Raw genomic sequence first — 22,562 nt, 5'->3', positions numbered from 1 at the left:
CCTCTTTTTTTGCGAAAACTTTTAGTTCCCTGTTGGCTCTTACCATTTTTATATTTTCTAATTTTACATTTTCCTAAAAATATGTCTATGTTGAAATTAAATGCCTTTATGCTTCTTGCAGGTTTTATCAGTTTGGTTTCCTGCCAGCAAAATAATGTTGAAATGTATGCCCTGCGCTTAAAACCGGGGATGGATCTGAAACAGGAAATGGCACAATTTGTTGAAACCAATCAGCTGCAATCGGCATCGGTTTCTACCTGTGTGGGAAGTTTGAGAGAACTGATTATTCGGCCGGCGAATCAAAAAGAGCTTTTGCATTTAAAGGGTCATTACGAAATTGTTTCTTTGACCGGAACATTTGCAGACCATGGTAAAAACAATCATATTCATATCTCGGTATCGGATAGCACAGGCAATACGATTGGTGGTCATCTGGTAGATGGCAATATCATTTACACGACTGCAGAAGTCGTGCTTCTCAATAATAAAGACCTGAATTTTACACGTGTTGTTGATCCTGAAACAACATTTTACGAATTAGAAGTTGTGGGAAACTAATACCGAATTAAGATCAAAACTCATCTTATAAAATAGTGATTAGAATCAAGTCATACCCTGACCAAAACGGCTTGCATACAGTGTTAATCTCCATGTGACGGCATGGATTTCCCAACAAATTTTTCAGCATACCGATCTTATTGGTATCTTCATGTCAGATAACAAAAAAAGTTTTTAAAAATATTTACAATGAAAGGAATACAGGATTACTATCCGGACCATTTTGCGCATTGTTACGGTTGCGGCAGGTTAAATGAACACGGACATCAGATTAAAACTTTTTGGGAGGGTGAAGGAACGATTACCCGCTTTGTGCCCAAAGAATATCACACGGCTATTCCCGGTTTTGTATACGGCGGACTGCTGGCCTCGCTGATAGATTGCCACGGAACCGGCTCGGCGGCATTGGCCTTGGCTAAAGCACAGGGAATTGAGCTTTCGGAAACCAACGCTCCCCGTTGCGTTACAGCCTCGCTACAGGTAAAATATTTAAAACCCACACCCATTGGCGGCGAAATAGTAATTAAAGGGAAAATTAAGGAAGTTGGAGCTCGAAAAGTAATTGTGGAAGCGGAACTGTTTGCAAACGGGGTGCTTTGCGTTGTTGGTGAAGTTGTTTCGGTTTTAGTTCCTGATCATTTTGGGCAGTAAAAAATACTGTCCGAAAAGAAACTTTTTAACAGGGAGTTTAAAATCGTATTGCTAAACAAATTTTGAACAGGCTGATAAGCAAGCTGATTACAGTTTAAATTTTTTCGAAAAAGCAGGGATGACTGCAAGGCATAAAATCACGCTTTTAAGAGCGTTTAATAGATTCATCCGCCTAATAAAACTGAGCCAAAGAGTTAGTAGTGACTGTTGTTCTCCTCAAATCCCTTGAAATCCTTTAAAACATAAATATTGAAATTATTGATTTCTGTTCCGCGATAAAGAGTTTTTCGGGTAGTAAAGGAGCCCATCTCCTCAAAACTATCTTTCAATTTGTCCTTTATTGGTGTTGTACTGATGAAAATTCCATAATATTTTTTGTTGACAAACTGTTCCAGTCCCGGCCAAAGGCTGAATTGATTCATGCGGTTGTTGTGATTTAAAAAATAAGTTACTGGTTGTTCTTCAAGATAAAACTGCATCTCGGAGCTAATGTGATAGTTATTTGAAAATACAAAACAGTTCGTAGAAGGAATCCTTCTTTTCAATGAATCAACATGTTGGGCTAGGCTTTTCCAGCCTGCTAACCTACTTGTCGGATCGAATTTAACGGGGATAATTTTCTGAATTTCCACTTTATCAAGAACGGATAGATTGGTAATGAGTAACACCAGCATAAAAGTTGCTGCAGCACCCGCCGCTAATCTGCCGGTTTTTTTTCCCGTTACAGCCCAATGAGCCAAAGCAACCGGAATTGTGGCGTAGGCAAACATGGGCCAGTTTACTTCAACGCCCGATCTTCTGACGAATGCAATGGGCATAAAAACAAAGAATACCATAATACCCGGAAGGATAAGATATACCATTTCATCTGAAAGCTGCTTATGGATCCATGATTTTAGGATTTTAATATAAAAACCTATAAAGAATGGAGATAAAATGACAATCTGCCCGAAAATATATTCCAAAAAATTAAAAGCCAGCTTCTCTATTTGGACAGCTTCTTTCGTATTTCCCGCAAGATATTGAACGTGACGCAGACCTACAAAGTCATTTTTTATATTCCAAATAACAACAGGCAAAAAAAACAGTAAGCCTATACTCACTCCAACATAGAGCTTTCGGCTTCGAAAAACATGAGAATGACTTCGCAATAAAAATACAAATAAACAAGGCAGTATTAAAAGAATGGAATACTTTGAAATGATGCCCAACCCAAGGCAGATGCCAAAATAAATCCAATTTTTCATGAAATTGTTATTTACAGCTCTCCAAAATAAAAAAAGAGAGAGAAGCCAAAACAGCAGAAGAGGGCTATCGGTTGTAAAGAAAGATGAGGGAAGCCAAATAAAGGGCAGAACATAACTTAGAAAAGATGCGATTGCGGCTGTCCTGCGATTGTGAAAGAGTTCCAAAGTAAGATAATAGCAAGTCATTGCAATGCCGAATCCAATAAGAATGGCATTGATCCGAATGCCTAAAGGAGTATTCCCCAAAAGTGAAGTGGAGAACCAGTTTAAATAAGCTATTAAAGGTGGTTTGGAGTAGTAGGACAGCTGCAGATGACGAGACCAGATCCAATATTGTGCTTCTTCTGAATAAATTTCCAAAGAACTCAACTGCACGTATAAAATCCTGATTATGACTATTAAAAGGTGAAAGGCAAGCAGAATGGTGAATCTGGAATATACCGCATCACGTAAAATTGAGCATTTCTCCTCAATAAATTCAAATAAAAAAGAAATACCAAATCGTGAATGCCCAGCCATAAATTAAGAATATGAATTCAACGATGAAGATCTGGACATTTATTACAAAAAATCCAGTATATCAGTCTAATATACAACATTCCATATAAGTGAGACAGACATTTTTTACCTGTTTCCATAAAAAAAATGGTGCAGGTCGAAAATGCAATTGTTCTAATAGTACTTTATCTTTTAGAGGGAAATTTTTATGTTTCTATTGTATAGTTCTGCAAAACTTTATCCTATGCTTGCAATACCAAATTAACATCAAAAGCAATCTTATATATACAGAAAATAAGCTTGCTGCTATTTGTGATGCAACACAAATACCAGCAAGCTTTTAATCGTTTAAATCTTTTCGGAAAAATCGGGATCATTCCTTGGTACAAATGGCAGGTTGAGCTTCACGAAACACCACATTAAAAAAATGGATTCTTCGGCTTTGCTTAGAATGACAATTCCCTGTTTTTGTAAGACTGTTTACATCCGCAGTATTTATTTCGTCTGTTCGCTTAAAATTCCACCCGTCATTCGTACCAATGCTGTTCTCGATTGAATCAGATTAAAAATAGCATTCACTCTTGACAAAGCCACATTCTGATAGGTGATCTGAATGTCCCGGTAGTTGAACGAATTGATGCTGCCAGACTCATATTTATCCTTTGAAATGCTGAGGTTGAGTTCTGCTGCCGCTAAATTCTCCTCGGCAAGCTGATACAGTTCTTTCCGCACTTCATACAACTCAAATTGCTGAACCAGTAAATTCGTCAAAGAATGTTTTACATCTTCCGTTTCAACCTTTCCTATTTCTTCCTGAATTTTTGCAATCTGCATGGCTCTTCGATTCGAATTTCCATTAAAAATCATGAAATTCAAGCTCACATTGGCATAAAAATTATGCGAATCAGCAGTTGAAGCAGGCAGACCATCCAATTTCGTTCTTACTGAATTTCCCTGCACACCGGCACCCAATGAAACACGGGGATAATAATTGCTTCGTGCCATATCTACATCCCTTTTCAGCAACATTTCCTGTATGTATCTGTTTTTAAGAGTATTGTTTCCCGAAAGCATTTTATCCAGCAATGCTGCCATCTGAAATTCTTCACTTACGGGTAAGAACTCATCTGCGAAAGTATAGGTTTCGCTCTCTTTAACACCCAGAAGAAAATTTAAATCCCGAACAGAATTGTTGAAATTCACTTCCTGAATCAGGAAGGAGGAACGATCCTGCAACCATGCATTTTGCGCCTGTAAAACATCATAGGTAACCGAACTTCCCAGCTCTTTTCCAACTTTCACCTTCTCGTATCTATCCGACGATAAAATCATCACTTTTTGGGCAACCTCCATGCGCTCTTTCTCTAACAATACCTTATAATAGGAAAGAATGATCAGTTCTATTTTGTTTTCGACAGCAATTATGGTGTTTCCTTTTGATAACTGAGCCAGATCATCGAATTTATCTTTTCGAATTTGTACCGCAAACCCATCAAATAAAGTCCAGTTTACATCCAAAGAAGGAATTAAACTGTTTCTCATGAAATCCTTTTCTTCGTTATAATCTTTTGTATTTCGATACCCAAGATTAAATTCAAGGCTGGGATAAGCTCCGGCATTTCCCCAGGTATTATTCAATTCAGATACCTTTTCTGATTTTCGATAAATCTTTAACTGATAATTGTTTTCCAATCCCACCTCGATGGCTTTGGACAAACTTAGTTCTTTCTGTGCCTGCACAATAAACTGACTGCACAAAATGAAGACTATGAATAATGATACTTTTCTGATCATTTGTTTTGTTCTTTATTTGACCCCCGAGCCCCGGATCATAATCCGGGGTAATTTATACAGGGCAATTCATATTTTTTAATCCAAACTTACCTTTGATTCTTTCACCTTAGGCTCAACATCTCTGGGTGAAATTTTTTCACCTTCCCATATGCCCTTTGTTATTTTTCTGATATCATTCAGGATTAAAATTAATACCGGGAAGAACAACAGAAGAAACAAGGTGCCGATTAAAACTCCGTATACCAGGGCAATAGCCATTGGTATTAGGAATTGAGCTTGAAATGAATTCTCCAATATCAATGGATACAAACCAACTGAGGTTGTTATTGTGGTTAGAATAATAGCCCTGAATCTGGCTCTGCCAGCAGCTTTAACAGCAGGCTCAGGTTCCATTCCCTCTACAATCAGCGAATTGTACTTGGACAGGAAGACCACAGCATCGTTTATAATTACCCCCGAAAGAGCAACCATCCCCCAAACACTTAACATGGAAACAGGATACCCTTCAATTCCATGTCCCCAGGCAGATCCCATCCAGCCCAAAGGAATCATCAGTAATATAATTATTCCTTGTGTAAAGCTTCGGAAATGAATCATCACAATAAAAACGATCAGCATAAATGCTATGCTAAAATAAATTTTCAATTCATGAATATCTTCGGCAGAGCGTTTTTGCTGCCCCTGATATTCCGGACGAACACTTGGAAATTTCGCTTCCAAATCGGGTAAAATTGTGGTTTCAATGTAGTCTAAAATAGGTGGTACCGGTTCACTCGGATCAATTAGTTCCGCATCAACACGAATCTCCCGTGCACCATTGTAACGCTGTATGCTAACAGGCCCGCGTAAAATTTCATAATCGATTAATTCCGACAATGGAAATTCCCCTTTTGGTGTACGGATTCTCATGTCTTCCATTTGACCGATAAAAACCCGGTCGGTTTTCGGATACCGAACCCACACTTTTATTTCATCTTTTCCTTCCTGCAGGCGCTGTGCTTGTCCTCCGAAAAAGCCTTGCCGGATCTGCGATGTAATGGAACTTAAATTCATCCCCAGGTAATAGGCTTTTGGTTTTAATTGCAACCTTACCTCACGGCTTCCCAATGGGTTATTGTCGTTGATATTGTATAAAGAGGACATTTTGCGTAACTCCCCTTGAAAATAATCGTTGGCCTGATTGAGCTGCTCCAAATCGTTTCCAAGCAAACTAATAGAAACAGGAGCTCCCCAACGGTTGCTGGCTCCAATGGTAAATTTCTCAAGATCGGAAACATCTCCCAATTTCTTCTTTACTCTGTCTGATATATCAAAACTTGAAACCGGGGCTCCTTCCATATCACGCAAAGTAACAGACAGGTTTCCTGCATGCGGCCCCACTTCCTGTCCGCCAAATGCATTACCTGATGAAAGTCTTGTATATTTGATAAAATTTGCTGTATCCTGAAATTCGTTCATCAATTCATCATTCACCTCCCAAACTGACTTTTCGAACTGCTTTAATCTGGCTATTGTGATTTCCTTATTGCTTCCAGGCTTGTAAGCTATGTTCACAGCAAAGGTGTCGAAAGCCACATTGGGGAAAAATGTACTTTGAATAAATCCGCCGCTAAATAAACCTATAGTAATAAAGAACAGAGCTGCAGGAATAAAAACAACAAACCATCTCCAACGAACTACACGATCCAGAGTCCCTGCATAAACGTTGTCTCTGACAAAAAGAATTCCCTTTTCAACTTTTCCTCTAAACCGGTTAAAAAAGTTATCCTTCCGATTTCGATGCAATACTTTTTCGTTTCCAATATGACCAGGCAATACAAAAAGACTTTCGAAAAGCGACAGACTTAAACAAGCCACCACTACAAATGCCATTTCGTACATAAATTCCATATTCCCGGTAACCAGCAAGAGCGGTGAGAAAGCCACCATGGTTGTAGTTACCGAAGTAAGCACTGCAGGAACAACTTCCATTGTACCATCTATTGCCGCTCTTCGGGGACTTTTACCACTTTCAAAATGAGAATAAATATTCTCCCCGATCACAATGCCGTCATCCACCAGAATACCAATTATTAATATCATCCCAAAAAGAGAAATCATATTGATGGTAATTCCCATTAAGTTGGCAACAATAAACATCCCTAAAAAAGACGCTGGAATTCCCCACGCAACCCATATAGACAATCGGAAACTCAGAAAAAGCGCCAATGAAATAATCACCAGCAACAAACCATACCCGCCATTTTTAAACAGCAGATTCAATCTTGACTGCAACAGACTAATGAAATCGAAACTGATTTCCAGTCGGGCATCATCATATTTTTCATTGAACTCTTTGGCATATTTGTTACAGTATACCGATATATCGTCCAAATCTTCATTATTCAGCTTGTTCACCTGAATTGAGATCGCCGGATTTTTATTAACATAGGTTGAATTCGGAACATCCTGAAACTGAAAATGAGTATTCGCGACATCACGAATCCGGATGTAGCTTCCGTCAGGATTTGCTTTTAAAATAATTTCGCCGATTTGATCCGGATCAACAGATCGGTTGCGCGAACGAATTAGAATTTCTTCCACCTCATTCTTAATTGTTCCTCCCGAAATATCGATATTATTATTGGCGATCGCTGCAGAGATCTCACTAAATGTCAGATTGTATCTTCGCAAATCATCTTCCTTCACCTCTACTGATAATTCCAGATTTGGAAAACCCGACAGAGATATTTGCGACATGACTTTCGAACGCATTAAATCGTCGTAAATCAGATCGGCATATTTTTTCAGGCTGATTAAATCGATATCGCCGGTAACCACCATGCGCACGGCAGGTGATGTAGCCCTGCGCTTGGCAATAACGGCTTTTTCGGCTCCCGATGGAAAAGTAGGAATTCCATCCACCGAGTTTTTTACATCGGCTAATGTTTCATCTAAATCGTAATCGCCGGTTGTGGTGATGGTTAATCGGGAAAAGCCCTCCGATGATACGGAATTCATTTCTTTGATTCCAACAATTCCCCGAACAGCATCCTCAATCCGAGAGGTTATGCCCTCTTCAACCTCCTTTGGTGAAGCGCCCGGAAACACCATAGAAACTGTGATCGTTTTAGACTCGGTCTCGGGGAAAAATGATTTCTTCATAAAAGCCAAAGAAACAAATCCTGCAATAACAAGCACCGCAATAATCATTTTCCCGTAAAACGGATATCTTACAAATTGTGATATTATATTTCTCATTATACGCTATTTCTTGATTTGTACCTGCATGTTTTCAGTTGCTTTAACAGGAGGTTCCACAACCAATATCTCTCCCTCTTTCAAACCATTAAAAACCAAGGTGTTCTCATTTCGTTTGATCACCTTAATTTCCTTTTCTTTTAAGGTACCGCCTTCAACAACAAACACTTTGTTAGAGCTAAAAACTGCGTTTCTGGGAATTTCCATCGCATTGGCAATCTTTTTCCCATTAAAACGAGCCGTTAAAAACTGTCCCTGATACAATTCATTCCCATTGGTTTTCTCCAACTTTACAAAAACTGAAATGGACTGCGTTCCCTCATCAACAAAATCAGATTTCCTCACCAATTTTCCGGTAAAAACAACCTCTCCATCCGAATCCAAAATATCTACCTTTTCATTTAAACTCAACCATGAAATTTCTTTCGATTCAATAGGAACCTGAAGTTCCAGATTATTTGATTCAATGATGCCGGCCAGCTTAGTGCCCATTCCGGCAACCGATCCGATCTGCGTATTTACCTCGGCATAAGAACCATCAAAGGGTGCATATATTTTTCTTTTATCTAACTTAACTTCAGCACTCTTAATGGCATAATAATCGCCTAAAATATTTCTACTTGCCATAAACACCTTTTCCTGATCGGATTTTACCTTTGGCAATTCAGGAATACTTTCCTCCAAATTGATCGCATTGAAAAAATTCATCCACGCCTCAAAATTATCTGCATAATCAACTTTAATATCCGGCAAATTCTCAGCCAGTTTATTCAGAAAACGGCTTTTAAGAGCGCGTAAATCCATTTTTGCATCTTCCTCGTAAATACGAATCAGCAATTGTCCTTTTTTAAACTTCTGTCCCACTTTCAAAGGGACTCCTGTCTCAACAATTCTGCCCGCAACTTCCGAACTCAAATTCACTTCCAGATTAGAAGCCAATCGTCCTTTCTCAACTATTGGAGAAGATATTTCATTGTACTTTACAGCCTCAACTTTAACAAATGGCAGCTTTTTTTTATCTAAATTCTTTTTAGGAGATTCTTTTAAACTGCTTAAGCCTTTCATTGCAACAAAAGAAATTGCCAATGTTGCAATTACCAGTAAAACGATGGTTATTTTCCGATTCATCTATAAAATTTATTTGGAGTTTCTTAACAAGAATTTTTACGATCAATAATTTTTATTTATAACGCATAAAGATAGATATTTATGAGATAATCTTAACCAATTTTAAAATTTTCATTTGGATTTCGACAAACCTCCCGATTTAAACTTTCAGTGAAACAAATAGCGGGTTTTATTCGTTTCCATTTGAACATTCAGTTTTCAAAAACCGATAAATTCAAAATAAATTCCGATTTTTGACCTCCAATTTATATTTGAACACAAAATGGAAAAAGAAAAATATACGAAACTTAGATATCAGCTCATGGAGTCATTAACCTGGCCTTCATTATATATGTTTAAATTTATCATTCCCAATTCAGATGAAAAAGTAAAGGCTGTTAAGGAACTTTTCCCTGCAGATACTGAATTTTCTTTTAAAACTTCCAAAGACTTAAAATTCATAGGAATTACTTTGAAAAAAGAGATGGAATCAGCTGATGCCGTAATCGATATTTACATGAAAGCACAGCGCATTGAAGGCATAATGATACTTTAACAAAAGCCACTGTTTACATCCTTATTAAAAAACTGATTATGCTAAAGAGCTAATTAAACTCTCCATTCCTCTGATTGCCTTTACGTTAATTAATTTGTTAAAAATTCCCTTTCTAAAATGAAAAATGGATATTTTGTTTTACTTTCGGGCTTCTGAATAAAACTAACAATTTTTTAAATGATAGATGTAATTGATTTTGGATTGACTCGTGATGGAGAAAAAGTACAACTATACACTCTCCGAAATAAAAATGGCCTGACAGCAAAAATCACCAATTATGGTGGTATTCTTACCTCATTTACTCTTCCTTTGCCCAACGAGGAAAGAGAGATTGTTCTGGGTTTTGATTCGCTTGAAGAGTATACAAATGAGGAATACCTTAAAAACTATCCTTACTTTGGAGCTTTAATCGGTCGGTTTGGAAATCGAATTAACAAAGGATTAGTTACACTTGATGAAAAAGAAATCCAGCTTCCCTGCAACCATGGAATGCACCATTTGCATGGTGGTGATATTGGGTTTGACAGAAAAGTATGGAAAGCAGAAATCGGGAACAATACTGATTTAAAATTAACTTACCTGAGTCCTGATGGAGAAGAAAATTTTCCCGGAAATTTAAATACTGAGGTAATTTATAAGTTGACTGATGATAACGAATTGCAGATTCATTACAAAGCTGTAACGGATAAAACAACCCCGGTTAATCTAACTCAACACGCCTATTTTAACTTATCAAACAATTTTGAGAGTATCTTAGACCATCAACTTCAGATTGATACTGAGTTCATTTTAGAAACAGACGATTTGTTGATTCCAAGCGGCAAAATATACAATATCAAGAACACTCTTTTCGACTTTAGAACAAAAAAACAAATAGACAGAGACATCGAAGATATTGAGAACTACGACGACTGTTTTGCGTTTGGAGAATCGACTGAAACACCAAGAAAAATAGCTGAACTTTCTGATAAAAATGGTGAAGTAACAATGGAAATTGCAACCACATTCCCTGGTTTACAGGTTTATACAGGAAAATATATCGCAGCTGGGAAATTCGGTTCTTTCTCAGGTGTTGCTTTAGAAGCTCAAGGTTATCCCGATGCTCCCAATCATACAAACTTTAAACAGGGGTGGTTACAACCTGGCGAAGTGTACCAGCATCAGACAAACTACAAACTTATTTTCTAAAAAATAGATAAGAGGCTGTTTCGAAAGATGCAGCCTTTTTTATTAACTGTAAATGTCTCCTCCTGAAATAGCACGGCAATAAAAAACAAACTATCTGATATTACAATTTTATTATCTGAAAGAAAAAACCAATCTTGCAGGCTCAGATTTCAAAACTTATTTTAATAAGATTGTCACAACTATGCTAACGGACATCATCATTGTTTTATCCATAATGATTTTAGGAATCGGAATTGGTCTTCTTATTGGCAACCGCCCAAAAATCATAAAAGTTATTGGTGTTTTAACATCATTTTCTATTTTTCTATTGCTTTTTCTTTTGGGGATAGGTGTTGGAACCAATAAACAAATACTAAACAATCTTGATTCTATCGGAATTCAAGCTTTGATCCTTACAATCGGAGCTGTTTTAGGTTCTTTAATTTGTGCCTATTTTACCTATATCCTATTTTTCAAAAAGAAATAAATCTCTATTTCAACGATAACTATGAACATCCAAACCAAAGAGATTTTAATACATAGGAAGATTATTATTCCAGCATGGCAAGTTACATGTGGCAATAAAAAACAAATTTAGACACATGAAAGGCAGTTTAATAATTCTTGGCTTCTTTATTCTGGGCTTAATCCTTGGACTAACACGCTTTTTACCTTCCTCTCTTTTAGAAGGTGATTTCAGTATATATGCTCTTTATTTGTTGATGTTTTTAGTGGGTATGGGAATTGGAACCGATCGCGGTTCGTGGAAAGTAATCCGTGAGGTGAACATCAAGATTATTTTGGTTCCTCTATCAGTCATTGTAGGATCTCTTCTTGGTGTTTCTGCTGTTTCTGCCTTGCTTTCGAATATTGGTATTGGTGAAGCAATGGCTGTGGGAGCCGGATTTGGCTATTATAGTTTATCCAGCGTTATTATTACAGAATTTCATAGCGATACGCTGGGTGTTATTGCTCTTCTTTCAAACATCATCAGGGAAATACTGACTCTTTTAGCAACTCCTTTATTTGTAAAATACTTTGGAAAATTAGCCGGGATTGCATCTGGTGGTGCAACTGCAATGGATACGACCCTGCCGATTATTATACGCTATTCAGGAAAAGAGTACGCTATCATTGCCGTTTTTAGTGGAATAGTACTTACCATATTAGTCCCTGTAATTATTCCAATCATACTAAAATTCGTATAATTTTTTTTCGGCTTTAAAAAGGAACTTACTGCAGTTTAAACTCATTTTAAAAATAATACACCAATAAACTAATTTGTTTTTTATAAATTTACTCCGAATCAACAAGCTTATCATGTTTTGTTTTAACGAATTTATACTTCTTTACAATTGTTCGTACAAAGGTTTGTTCGAATGTTGGATTTGTTAAATCTCCCCAATATCACTTTTCACAACTTATTTTGTTCTGTGCATTCTAACTGATAATGTCCTTTAGTGAGATTCTTGTATCCCGCAGGCATAATTTAATAGTTTCCTCATTGAACAAATAAATTACATCCAGTTTAAATTTACCAATTTGTTAAGGTACTTAAACAAATACTCAATAGTATATATTAATTAACCAAATACCCATAATGATGTTCTCAAAAGAAACCTATATCAACAGAAGAAACAAACTTAAATCTGACGTAAAATCAGGAATCCTGCTTTTTCTTGGCAACGACGAAAGTGGAATGAACTATGCTGACAACACTTATCATTACCGTCAGGACAGTACCTTTCTATATTTCTTTGGTTCCGATTATGCCGGACTAAATGCAATTATAGATATCGATGAAAATCGTGAAATTATTTTCGGCGATGAATTAACCATTGATGATATTGTTTGGATGGGTACCCAGCCTACCATAAAAGAAAAAAGCGAAACTGTTGGAATTAAAGAGACAGCTCCCCAGTCAGAATTAAAAACATATCTTGAAAAAGCCTTAACAAAAGGACAAAGAGTTCATCACCTGCCCTCTTACCGTCCTGAACATCAAATTAAATTACAGTCCCTATTGAATGTTCATCCCAATATTTCAGTAAAAAATGCATCTTCTGAATTCATTCAGGCGGTTGTAAATCAAAGAAATTACAAATCAGCCGAAGAGATCATTCAAATTGAAGAGGCTGTTAACATTACAGCAGAAATGCATCTTGCAGCCATGCGTATGGCTCGCCCGGGAATGAAAGAATATGAAATTGCTGCCAAAGTTCAGGAAATAGCAATCAGCATGGGTGGACAACCATCTTTCCCAACAATTGCAACTATAAACGGACAAACACTTCACAACCATTATCATGGCAATACATTAAAAAGCGGCGATATGGTATTACTTGACTGTGGTGCTGAAAATGGAATGCATTACTCGGGTGATATGTCGAGTACATTTCCTGTAGATAAAACATTTACAACCCGCCAAAAAGAAATTTATGAGATTGCTTTGAATGCTCACAATGCGGCCATTGCAAAATTGAAGCCCGGTACTAAATTTAAAGATGTTCATCTTACTGCATGCCGAACTGTTGCCGAAGGAATGAAGCAAATGGGTTTTATGAAAGGAAATGTTGAAGATGCTGTTCAACAAGGAGCACACGCCTTATTCTTTCAATGCGGTACTGGTCATATGATGGGAATGGATGTTCATGATATGGAAAATTTAGGCGAGGTTTGTGTTGGTTACAACGGCGAAGCAAAAAGTACTCTGTTTGGACTAAAATCATTGCGTCTGGGAAGAGAACTTGAACCGGGATTTGTATTAACCATTGAACCGGGAATCTATTTTATTCCTGAATTAATAGACATGTGGAAAGCCGAAAAACGATTCGAGGAATTCATTAATTACGATAAAGTAGAACAATACAAAGACTTTGGAGGCATTAGGAATGAAGAAGATTTCTTAATTACTCCTGATGGTGCCCGTTTGTTAGGAAAACCTATTCCTAAAAGCATTGCTGATGTAGAAAGAGAAAGAATCTAAAAATTATCATTAACACGCCCTATATTTTCTAAAATTACTAATCAATGAAACTTAAACAAATTACATTCCTTCTGATTGGATTTCTTTTCGTTGGCAGCATCTCCTGCGGACAAACAAAACCAAAAGATCTGCTGACCCAACTTGAAGAAATCCCAGGAGTAAGTGTAAAAAAGATTGCCGGAGACTCTACTTTTGCAGCGTATTACGAACTCTATTTTACACAAGATCTCGATCATCAAAATCCCAAGGCTGGAACATTTCAACAACGGGTCTTATTGGGTCATCAGTCTTTCGATCAGCCTATGGTTGTGGAACTGGAAGGTTATCAGATTTGGTCTGAAAAGGCTGCGGAGTTGAGCAAATTACTGAATGCAAATCAATTGACCATTGAGCACCGTTACTTTAAAAATTCAATGCCCGATAGTTTGAATTGGCAATACCTAAACATCAAACAAGCGGCTGCCGATCAGCATGTAATCATTCAGGCTTTGCGTAAAATATATCCTAAAAAATGGCTGTCGACCGGAATCAGTAAAGGAGGGCAAACAACTATTTTTCACAGGTATTTTTATCCTGATGATGTTGATGTTAGTGTTCCTTATGTTGCACCACTTAATCTGGCTCGTGAAGACAAAAGAATCCACGAACGCCTTGCCAGTGTTGGCAGCAAAGAAACCAGAGATCAGATTTATCAATTTCAGCTGGCTTGCTTTAATAACAGAGAAAAATTACTTCCTCTTGCTGATGCCTATGCAAAAGAGAAGAACTATTCTTTCTCAATGGGCCTGGAAAAGGCACTTGATTTAAGTATTCTGGAATATCCATTTGCCTATTGGCAATGGGGCGGAATTGACAGCATTCCCGATAAAAATGCCAATTCTGAAGAGCTTTTCGAGCATTTGTTTAAAGTATCAAGTATCGATTTTTTCGATGTTAGCAACATCAAACCGCTTCTTGCATTTTATCATCAGGCATTAACCGAGATTGGAATGTATAGCTACGAAATTGCTCCTTTCAAACAATACCTGAACGATGAAAAGGATATCACTTTCGATTTTACTTTCCCCAATGAACCTATCCGGAAATTTGATGCCTCATCGATGATTAAAATCAACAAATGGCTGCAGACTGATGCGGAAAAAATATTGTTCATATATGGTGAGAACGATACATGGTCGGCAACTTCAGTTGATCTGAAAGGAAATGACAAATGCAAAAAGTTTGTGAATCCCAAAGGATCTCACAGATCAAGAATCAACAGCTTTCCTCCTGAAATGAAGAAAGAAATTTTAAACACTTTGGAAAAATGGATGGATGTACAATTAACCGTTAACAATGAAAAGTAATTATTTGAGGGACAAGCATCTGTAAAAGGAAAAACAAAACCAGTAAAAGAGACTGTCTGAGAATTCAGATGGTCTCTTTATCTTTTAAATCATATTTAATTCTTCCAATAAAGCCTTCCGTTTTGGATATTCTTTTCTTAAATATGCAATCAGATCGTTCGACTCATCTCTTCCGCCAAGCTTAATCATTCGTCTTATGTATCTGCAAATACTCTGATAATGACCTCTCCCTATGTTATCTTCCATATATTTCTTAACTGCAACAGCGTATAAATTAATGATTTCACCAGAATAATTACTTATTAAATATTCACTGTAAGTATCAATGGTTGGGAAGTCCGGATTCTTCTGCAAATAAACCAAAAGTTTATCCCACCATTCCTCTTTTATGTAAATTTTTGCCAACAAACCGCTATGATCCCACCTACTTGATTTTCTTAAGTCTTTTGCCAATTCATTCACAAATGAAAACCATGATTCAGGAGCTATATTTTCTTTTAATATCTGATAATAATCCTGTTTTGATCTAAAATTATCTACAAATAAAAAACGGGCATATTCAATAATTTTCTCGGTATCATTCTGCTTCTGCGCAATTCTCAATAACCAATCATACCATTCATGAATCAATCCAGGCCTGTCTTTCTTATCGTATTTAATACCATCCACAGCAATGCCAATTGCTTTTTCGTACGATTCCGTTTTCAAAGCATTCTCAATTGCTATGCCTCGTAATTTCGAATTGGATATGTGTGCTTCTAAATATTCGGCAGCCTGATTTTCTCCTTTACACTTCAGCAACACATTATATCTTATTGCCTGCATTTCCTCCAACGAATATTCCGACACTTCTGAATGATCTGTCAACACGAAAAAACTTTCTATTTCGGCCTCTGTTTTTAATAATAATGATGCTATATGGAGACATCCTAAATGCCAGTCCCAACCCCCAAAAGTATTGTTTCCGTATGCTTTCAAACAATAATCCAACAACAATTTTCGAATCGATTCATCCAATTGTAATGTTCCAATACGCACTAATAAGTCAAAAGATGAATCGATGCCAAAACTTAAATAACCACTGCTGTCATCACCATAATTAACAGCCTTTACCATCTCCTCCATAATAGCTGTACATATAAAAAAAGTGCTTTTATAGTTGCCTCTATCAAATTGATTTTGTGCCGATTCGAGAAGATTATTTACTTCATAATAAACATCTCGTGAAGATGAATGACTTACAAAACCATATCTATCCGAAGCTGAACTCACAATCGATTTCACTTGATTTACATAAAAACTTTTCGATTCTGAAGTATTGTATTGAGCAAAGTAAGCCAATAATTGATTTCGGAATCCTCTATCTTCCTCTGCCTTTATTCGGACAAATTGTTTCAGATCATCATGAGATGCATTTTCAAGCATTGCAATTACTTTATCCGCCAAAGTTTTGCGCTTCTTTTTCACTGCAGGTATTTCAGATGCCTTAGTAAGTGGATTTCTTTTCAAATTCAATTGATCTTGTTGCAAATAAAAAATAACAGCAACAACATGCTTGCAGAAAGGTCCCATATCATACGGACAGTTACAAACATGTTCCAAAATCATATCGTTCTTAATTACCAATTTTACCGTGTAATCCTCAGTTCCTTCAACTGTAGCCTCATATTCCCCTATTCCTATTTCTATTGGCTGATTTACTTTGTTATTCTTAAAATACGACAACCCGCGCTTTAAAATTTTGTCATCTATGTATTGCTCAAATTCATTAAATGATATTTCCATTATCTCTGTTTTATTTACACCCCTGCAATTTATATAAATTCAAGGAAATTGAATAGAACACTCTCACTTATGAAAGAGATTTAGAACGCAAAAAAGGATGCCCATTTATGAGCATCCTTTTTATTATACTAATGAATTGGAATTAAATCTCTTTCTGCGTTGGAGACATCACCACTTCAATTTTTGCTGGTGTTGAAAAATACTTTTTAGCAAAATTCTCAACCTTCTCTTTTGAAATTGAGTTGATCATTCTTTCGAAATCTTCAGTACTCATCATGTCCTCATCGTACACATAGTAACGATTGATCGCATTTAACCAATAACCATTTTTACGAAGATTCTCCTGACGAACCTTAATGAAATTTTCCTTCGCTTCGTGCAAGTCATCTTCTTTAACACCTTCGTTGAAAAGAGCCTGAATCTCACTATAAACAATTCCTTTTAATTTTTCAGCCTTGGCAGGATCTGTATCAAAACGAATCACTAATTTATACTCTTCCCGAGGAAATTTATCAACCGAAGCACCAACTCCCACACCATAAGATCCTCCTTCTTTTTCACGAATCACCTCAAGATATCTTTTATCTAAAAGTTTGGCAACAACATCCATCAATACTGAATTTTCTTTTGAATATTCAATATCACCATGAAAATCAATTTCGATGGTTGTTTTAGGAGTTTCCATCTCTCTGTCAAAATGGGTATAAGTATCTTTTTCAGGATAATCCACACCATTGTCTTTCCAGTTATCCTCACGGTCTATATCCTTAATGCTTCCCAAGTATTCTTCTATCATTGGTTTTGCTTCCTCTGCATCTATATTGCCTACAAAAACAAATGTAAAGTCGCTGGCATCAACAAACCGCTCCTGATAAATGCGTTTCATTGTCTCAAAATCCAATTTGTCAATCATATCTGTATCAAACAGAATTGTTCTTGGATTGTGATTGGTAGAAGTCATTGATACGGAATCACTAAACGCTTTGTTTATATCAGCTCCCATATTGGCCACATAAGCCATATATCTTCCTTTCAATGCATTAAAAGCTTCCTGATCGAAACGTGGTTGCTCAAAATACATATGCACCAACTGCAATAAGGTCTCAAAATCCTTTATGGATGAATTCCCGTTAAGTCCTTCTGATAATTCACCTACATATGGTGCTACCTTAACCTCTTTACCCGTTAATAATTTTTGCAGGCTAATCTTGTCAAATTTGCCCAATCCAAAATTTGAAACAAAACCTCCAAGCAGTTCAGCCGAAGGCAGATCCTTAACACTGTATATTGAATTTCCTCCTTTACTAAAAGCTTGCATACTAATTTCATTCTCTTTGAAATCTGTTTTTTTCACAACAACTGTTGCACCATTCGCCAATGTCCACTCTGCAGCATCTAAATTCTTCAAGTTTGATTCTTTTACAACTTTTCCGGCCGCAGGTTGTTCTGAAAGTAAAGGTTCAGTTATCACTTTATCTTCATAAGGCGCCAACTCCATTTGTTTCACTTTTGCAACCACTGCAAGTAATTGTTCTTTAGTCGGCAATTGTAATCCTTCTTTTTCAGGAGCCGATAAGGTAATCACCTCATTCTCATCCGTAATCCATCCTTTTGAAACCGCATTTACTTCTTCTGCGCTAATACCAGGCAATAATTGTTTCATTGCTTCGAACTCAAACTCAATTCCAGGAACAGGCTCATTGGTTAAATAATTTTGCTGATAGCCACGAACCAAGCGATCATTGTTCTGTTTGTTCCTTTCCTTATAAGCTCTTTCCATTTTACTCAACATAGCCGTTTTAGCACGTTCCAATTCTGAAGCCACTATACCATATCTTTTGGCTCTTTCTGTTTCTTTCAAAAGCACTTCAATTCCGCCCAAAATATTATCCTCTTTAAGGGTAACTCCATTTTGAAAAACATCCATTTTTCGGGCTTTATTATAATATGCGGCATAACCGGCTATAAATGGTGCATTCCCTTTTTGGAGCAGTTCGTTATAACGATCTCCCAATACACTTGAATAAAGATCTTCGATTAAAAGCTTGCGATAATAGTTTAGATTTTTTTCGGAAAAAGGAGTTGCGTTGTGTTTGTAAACAATTTCAAAACTAATTCTGCTGGTTTCAGGATCTGTAATTACACCAACAATTGGTTCCTTATTTTCAGGAACATCGAAATACACTCTTTCCTCCGGATTTTCAACAGCAGGAATATGTGCAAACATGTCCTTTATTTTTTGTTCAAATTTCTCTGCATCAATATCTCCAACTACAATAATGGCCTGCAAATCGGTACGATACCAATCGTGATAAAAATCCCTGATTACCTGATGGTCAAAATTATCAATGACATCAAGATCTCCAATAACATCACGTTTTTCATATTTAGAGCCTTGATAAACGAGTTTGTTTTTTTCTAAATAAACACGCATTCCTCCAGATCGGCGGGTTCTCCATTCTTCATGAATTACTCCACGTTCGCTGTCGATTTCCTCACCAGTAAGACTTAAATAATTCGACCAATCGTGTAAAACCAAAAGAGTAGAATCCAACAAATTCTCATTCGTAGTTGGGACATTACTTAGATTGTAAACCGTTTCATCTACATTGGTATAAGCATTAATATTACGACCGAATGCTACGCCGTATTTCTCTAAATAATTAAGGACACCTTTTCCTGGAAAATGTTCCGTCCCATTAAAGGCCATATGCTCCAAAAAATGAGCCAATCCATTTTGATTATCATCTTCCAAAATTGCTCCTACATTCTGAACAATGTAGAAACTAGCCCGATCTTTAGGCTCTTCATTGTGACGAACATAGTAGGTTAATCCATTGTCTAATTTCCCGGTTCTCACATTCGGATCCATAGGAAGTTTAGCATCCATATTGTTTTGAGCGGACAGCATTCCAGTGCCGGTCAGTGCCAAAACAGTACAAAGACTCATTTTGCTAAATAAATTCTTAATCATTTGTGATTTGTTTTAGTGATTTGTAGTACAAAATACACAACATAAGTGTAATTCTTATAAATTAAAGAAATAATTAGCTATTTAACAATTTACTTAATGATTTTTAACACAATATATTTACTATTCTTTCACCTTTAAAATGATATCATTTACCTATCTGTCAACATTTCCGTGGTTAATCTAAAACTTGATCGATTTAGAATCAATGAAAAGAAATACAGTATCCACATAGGGTCAAATCCTATGAATAAAAACAACGAGATAAGCATAAAAAAGGAGCACCAACCGGTACTCCTTTCCAATATTAAAAATAAATATGCTTATTTCTCTTCTTTTTCTTTGGTATCCGAAACATCGTCGAATTCAACGGTTTCACCTTCTTCTACTTTTTTACCCAAATAGTTTGGCAGTTCCATTCCAGCCATTTTGAAAAGTTCTTCCATCGGAGGAATAGATCCCATCATGCCCTGCATAAAGTTAGCGGTAGATGTTTTGCCATCTTTTCCGCTTCCATTCTCCCAAACAGTAACCTTATCAATCTTGATGTTCTTGATAGCATCAACCTGGGTTTTAACCAATTCCGGTAACTTATCAGCAATCATTAACATTACTGCATCTTTAGCATCGCTTCCGGCTGCATGAACAAGTTTATCGAAACCTTGAGCCTGTTTGCTTAAAATTTCATAAATACCCTTACCTTCTGCTTCCATTTTCATGAAGATCGCATCAGCCTCCCCTTTCGCATGACGACGGGTTTGTTCTGCAATCGCCTCAGCGGCAATCTCAATTTTTTGCTTGTCAATCTCGGCAGGTACCACAACATTAGCAGTCTGTGTTGCTTTATCACGGGTTGCACGGGCATTTTCAGCCAATTGTTCAGCAGCATAAGCTTCCTCTAAAGCACGCGCCTGAGTTACTTTCTCTGCAGCCGAAGCCAAACGTTCTGCTTCTGCTTCTCTCTCTCTTCTGCGCGCATCCGAATTGGCAATTGTAATTTTTGCCGTATTCTCTCCTTCAACTGCCGATGCATCAGCAGCAGCAACCTGCACACGTTGTGCCTGATGGGCGTTTGCCTCACCAATAGAACCATCACGGTTTTTCTCAGCAACGCTTTTCTTGGCATCATTTATTGCCTTAGCCGCAGCTTCCTTACCTAATGCTTCAATATATCCCGATTCATCGTTGATATCCGTAACATTCACATTGATCAGTTTCAAACCAATCTTTTTCAATTCAGCCTCAACATTATTTGATACAGCTGCAAGGAATTTATCACGGTTGCTATTGATTTCCTCAATATCCATGGTAGCAACTACCAAACGTAACTGACCGAAAATAATATCCTTAGCCAAATTACTGATATCTGCCTGAGACAATCCTAATAGTCGCTCAGCAGCATTAGTCATTACTCCTCCTTCTGTAGAAACTCCTACAGTAAAACGAGAAGGTACATCCACACGAATGTTTTGCTTACTCAAAGCACTTTTCAAATTGATTTCAATCGAAAGCGGTGTTAAATCCAGGAAAGCATAATCCTGAATGATTGGCCAAATAAAGGCTGCACCACCATGAATACACTTGGCCGAACGCGATTCGGTATCTACTCCTTTACCAACTTTTCCATACACAACCAAAACGCGGTCGGACGGACACCTTTTGTATCTCTTAAAAAACGATACAATTAAAGAAAAAACGGCAATTACAATGACCGCAATTAATAGAACAACATATTCTCCCATGATAACTTATTATTAATAGTTTATTTAATAAGGTTTTACAATTAAAATTTGATCATTTAAAACATCTACAACCTGAATTACTGCACCGGTAGGAATATCTGAATCACTATCGGTAACCGCATCCAAAGTTTGAAGCCCCTGCACTTCAATTTGTACTTTTCCCATTCCTTTTCTATTGGCCGGTACAGACAAATAAACATTGCCGATTTTCCCCTTGGCATTATTTATATTTAAGGTTCCTTCTTCTACCAGCTTTCCCATGAAATACAAAATAGAAGCCATAATTAACATCATTGCTAAACCAGCAAGAGTAGCAATTAATGTCGAGACACCGGCTCCTAAGCCCATATCCAAACAAATTATACCTGTCCAACCAAATACAGCAAAAAAGGCAATCAGGTTTTTTAAGCTTATAAACTGAAAATCAATTCCAGTATCGCCTTCCACTGCAGTATCTGCATCTCCTTCAGCACTCAGATCATCAATATCACCACCAACAAAAGTAAGTGCGATCTGAATTAGAAACAGGAGAGAAAATGGGACTGAAATGCTCCAGAAGATCTTTTCCACCATTTCCATTGAACTCCACCAATCTGAAATTTGTAGTATCATAATTATTGTTTTTTATTTAGGATGAAAATAATAATAAATATCGACCTATTATCCATTATGCTTACCAGTTATTATCTTTTTTGCCGTATTCTTATTTTTACATGTTTTTAAGTGTTTTTTGGGGGGTGAAAAATCTTTTTCACTTCTCCTAAAGAAAAGGATTCTTTGTAAATACAAGCGCCCCTCTGTTCTTCGAACATTTTCCCATTAAAATGTGAGAATTCACCACTTTTAACTTTTGTATGTGTTTTTTACATTGAATCTTCCCTAGGAAGGATACCGCAACGCAGTGAAGATCGTGA

Annotated in this window: 16 protein-coding genes; 8 read left to right on the top strand and 8 right to left on the bottom strand. The window is 36.9% G+C overall.

The features are described from left to right. Positions 1-87 precede the first annotated feature (87 nt). Both ACY0M5_RS07700 and ACY0M5_RS07695 read left to right on the top strand, forming a co-directional pair. Positions 88-558 (top strand): PPC domain-containing DNA-binding protein, encoded by a 471-nt coding sequence (locus ACY0M5_RS07700; protein ID WP_461631348.1) that lies wholly within the window; start codon positions 88-90, stop codon positions 556-558. Positions 559-747: 189 nt separating this feature from the next. Continuing rightward, complete coding sequence (locus ACY0M5_RS07695) at positions 748-1,209, top strand: PaaI family thioesterase (protein ID WP_321317994.1); 462 nt, start codon at positions 748-750, stop codon at positions 1,207-1,209. A gap of 194 nt (positions 1,210-1,403) precedes the next feature. On the opposite strand, the gene ACY0M5_RS07690 is transcribed toward ACY0M5_RS07695, so the two are convergent. The 4 genes from ACY0M5_RS07690 to ACY0M5_RS07675 form a co-directional block, all read right to left on the bottom strand. Beyond that, positions 1,404-2,975, bottom strand: a complete 1,572-nt coding sequence (locus tag ACY0M5_RS07690) for an ArnT family glycosyltransferase (protein WP_461631347.1) — start codon at positions 2,973-2,975, stop codon at positions 1,404-1,406. A gap of 474 nt (positions 2,976-3,449) precedes the next feature. Next, positions 3,450-4,748: a TolC family protein gene (locus ACY0M5_RS07685; protein ID WP_461631346.1), complete on the bottom strand. Its 1,299-nt coding sequence runs from the start codon at positions 4,746-4,748 to the stop codon at positions 3,450-3,452. 75 nt (positions 4,749-4,823) lie between these two features. Further along, the gene (locus ACY0M5_RS07680; protein ID WP_461631345.1) at positions 4,824-7,988 is read right to left on the bottom strand and encodes an efflux RND transporter permease subunit; all 3,165 of its coding nucleotides are present in this window, start codon (positions 7,986-7,988) and stop codon (positions 4,824-4,826) included. A 6-nt stretch (positions 7,989-7,994) separates the two neighbouring features. Further along, the gene (locus tag ACY0M5_RS07675) at positions 7,995-9,116 is read right to left on the bottom strand and encodes an efflux RND transporter periplasmic adaptor subunit (RefSeq protein WP_461631344.1); all 1,122 of its coding nucleotides are present in this window, start codon (positions 9,114-9,116) and stop codon (positions 7,995-7,997) included. Positions 9,117-9,378: 262 nt separating this feature from the next. Between ACY0M5_RS07675 and ACY0M5_RS07670 the strand changes: the two genes are divergently transcribed. The 6 genes from ACY0M5_RS07670 (at position 9,379) to ACY0M5_RS07645 (ending at position 15,150) form a co-directional block, all read left to right on the top strand. Then, on the top strand, positions 9,379-9,651 hold the full coding sequence (locus ACY0M5_RS07670; RefSeq protein WP_124992132.1) for a DUF493 family protein: 273 nt from the start codon (positions 9,379-9,381) through the stop codon (positions 9,649-9,651). 177 nt (positions 9,652-9,828) lie between these two features. Beyond that, positions 9,829-10,839 carry an aldose epimerase family protein gene (locus ACY0M5_RS07665; protein ID WP_156197159.1) on the top strand — a complete coding sequence of 337 codons (1,011 nt, stop codon included), beginning with the start codon at positions 9,829-9,831 and terminating at the stop codon, positions 10,837-10,839. A 181-nt stretch (positions 10,840-11,020) separates the two neighbouring features. Then, positions 11,021-11,305 (top strand): LysO family transporter, encoded by a 285-nt coding sequence (locus tag ACY0M5_RS07660; protein ID WP_156197158.1) that lies wholly within the window; start codon positions 11,021-11,023, stop codon positions 11,303-11,305. Between the two features lie 115 nt (positions 11,306-11,420). Then, on the top strand, positions 11,421-12,026 hold the full coding sequence (locus ACY0M5_RS07655) for a LysO family transporter (RefSeq protein WP_461631343.1): 606 nt from the start codon (positions 11,421-11,423) through the stop codon (positions 12,024-12,026). A gap of 395 nt (positions 12,027-12,421) precedes the next feature. After that, positions 12,422-13,804: an aminopeptidase P family protein gene (locus ACY0M5_RS07650; RefSeq protein ID WP_461631342.1), complete on the top strand. Its 1,383-nt coding sequence runs from the start codon at positions 12,422-12,424 to the stop codon at positions 13,802-13,804. Positions 13,805-13,848: 44 nt separating this feature from the next. Further along, positions 13,849-15,150 (top strand): S28 family serine protease, encoded by a 1,302-nt coding sequence (locus tag ACY0M5_RS07645; RefSeq protein WP_461631341.1) that lies wholly within the window; start codon positions 13,849-13,851, stop codon positions 15,148-15,150. Between the two features lie 84 nt (positions 15,151-15,234). On the opposite strand, the gene ACY0M5_RS07640 is transcribed toward ACY0M5_RS07645, so the two are convergent. The 4 genes from ACY0M5_RS07640 to ACY0M5_RS07625 form a co-directional block, all read right to left on the bottom strand. Beyond that, a complete protein-coding gene (locus ACY0M5_RS07640) occupies positions 15,235-16,935 on the bottom strand; it encodes an SWIM zinc finger family protein (RefSeq protein ID WP_461631340.1) in 1,701 nt (566 codons plus the stop codon). A gap of 142 nt (positions 16,936-17,077) precedes the next feature. Beyond that, positions 17,078-19,909 (bottom strand): M16 family metallopeptidase, encoded by a 2,832-nt coding sequence (locus tag ACY0M5_RS07635; RefSeq protein ID WP_461631339.1) that lies wholly within the window; start codon positions 19,907-19,909, stop codon positions 17,078-17,080. Between the two features lie 320 nt (positions 19,910-20,229). Further along, complete coding sequence (locus ACY0M5_RS07630) at positions 20,230-21,648, bottom strand: flotillin family protein (RefSeq protein WP_191991596.1); 1,419 nt, start codon at positions 21,646-21,648, stop codon at positions 20,230-20,232. A 24-nt stretch (positions 21,649-21,672) separates the two neighbouring features. Next, entirely contained in the window at positions 21,673-22,260 is a 588-nt protein-coding gene (locus tag ACY0M5_RS07625; RefSeq protein WP_461631338.1) for a hypothetical protein, read from the bottom strand. Between the last annotated feature and the right edge of the window lie 302 nt (positions 22,261-22,562).

The sequence above is a fragment of the Labilibaculum euxinicum genome (assembly GCF_963678175.1).
Lineage (GTDB): Bacteria > Bacteroidota > Bacteroidia > Bacteroidales > Marinifilaceae > Labilibaculum > Labilibaculum euxinus.
Note: the sequence above shows the minus strand (reverse complement) of the source record. Positions and strands in the feature narration are given on the sequence as shown.

What these genes read in the sequence shown, in the direction of transcription:
- ACY0M5_RS07700 (WP_461631348.1), top strand. Translation starts at nt 88, where the DNA reads ATGTTGAAATTAAATGCCTTTATGCTTCTTGCAGGTTTTATCAGTTTG.
- ACY0M5_RS07695 (WP_321317994.1), top strand. Translation starts at nt 748, where the DNA reads ATGAAAGGAATACAGGATTACTATCCGGACCATTTTGCGCATTGTTAC.
- ACY0M5_RS07690 (WP_461631347.1), bottom strand. Translation starts at nt 2,975, where the DNA reads ATGGCTGGGCATTCACGATTTGGTATTTCTTTTTTATTTGAATTTATT.
- ACY0M5_RS07685 (WP_461631346.1), bottom strand. Translation starts at nt 4,748, where the DNA reads ATGATCAGAAAAGTATCATTATTCATAGTCTTCATTTTGTGCAGTCAG.
- ACY0M5_RS07680 (WP_461631345.1), bottom strand. Translation starts at nt 7,988, where the DNA reads ATGAGAAATATAATATCACAATTTGTAAGATATCCGTTTTACGGGAAA.
- ACY0M5_RS07675 (WP_461631344.1), bottom strand. Translation starts at nt 9,116, where the DNA reads ATGAATCGGAAAATAACCATCGTTTTACTGGTAATTGCAACATTGGCA.
- ACY0M5_RS07670 (WP_124992132.1), top strand. Translation starts at nt 9,379, where the DNA reads ATGGAAAAAGAAAAATATACGAAACTTAGATATCAGCTCATGGAGTCA.
- ACY0M5_RS07665 (WP_156197159.1), top strand. Translation starts at nt 9,829, where the DNA reads ATGATAGATGTAATTGATTTTGGATTGACTCGTGATGGAGAAAAAGTA.
- ACY0M5_RS07660 (WP_156197158.1), top strand. Translation starts at nt 11,021, where the DNA reads ATGCTAACGGACATCATCATTGTTTTATCCATAATGATTTTAGGAATC.
- ACY0M5_RS07655 (WP_461631343.1), top strand. Translation starts at nt 11,421, where the DNA reads ATGAAAGGCAGTTTAATAATTCTTGGCTTCTTTATTCTGGGCTTAATC.
- ACY0M5_RS07650 (WP_461631342.1), top strand. Translation starts at nt 12,422, where the DNA reads ATGTTCTCAAAAGAAACCTATATCAACAGAAGAAACAAACTTAAATCT.
- ACY0M5_RS07645 (WP_461631341.1), top strand. Translation starts at nt 13,849, where the DNA reads ATGAAACTTAAACAAATTACATTCCTTCTGATTGGATTTCTTTTCGTT.
- ACY0M5_RS07640 (WP_461631340.1), bottom strand. Translation starts at nt 16,935, where the DNA reads ATGGAAATATCATTTAATGAATTTGAGCAATACATAGATGACAAAATT.
- ACY0M5_RS07635 (WP_461631339.1), bottom strand. Translation starts at nt 19,909, where the DNA reads ATGATTAAGAATTTATTTAGCAAAATGAGTCTTTGTACTGTTTTGGCA.
- ACY0M5_RS07630 (WP_191991596.1), bottom strand. Translation starts at nt 21,648, where the DNA reads ATGGGAGAATATGTTGTTCTATTAATTGCGGTCATTGTAATTGCCGTT.
- ACY0M5_RS07625 (WP_461631338.1), bottom strand. Translation starts at nt 22,260, where the DNA reads ATGATACTACAAATTTCAGATTGGTGGAGTTCAATGGAAATGGTGGAA.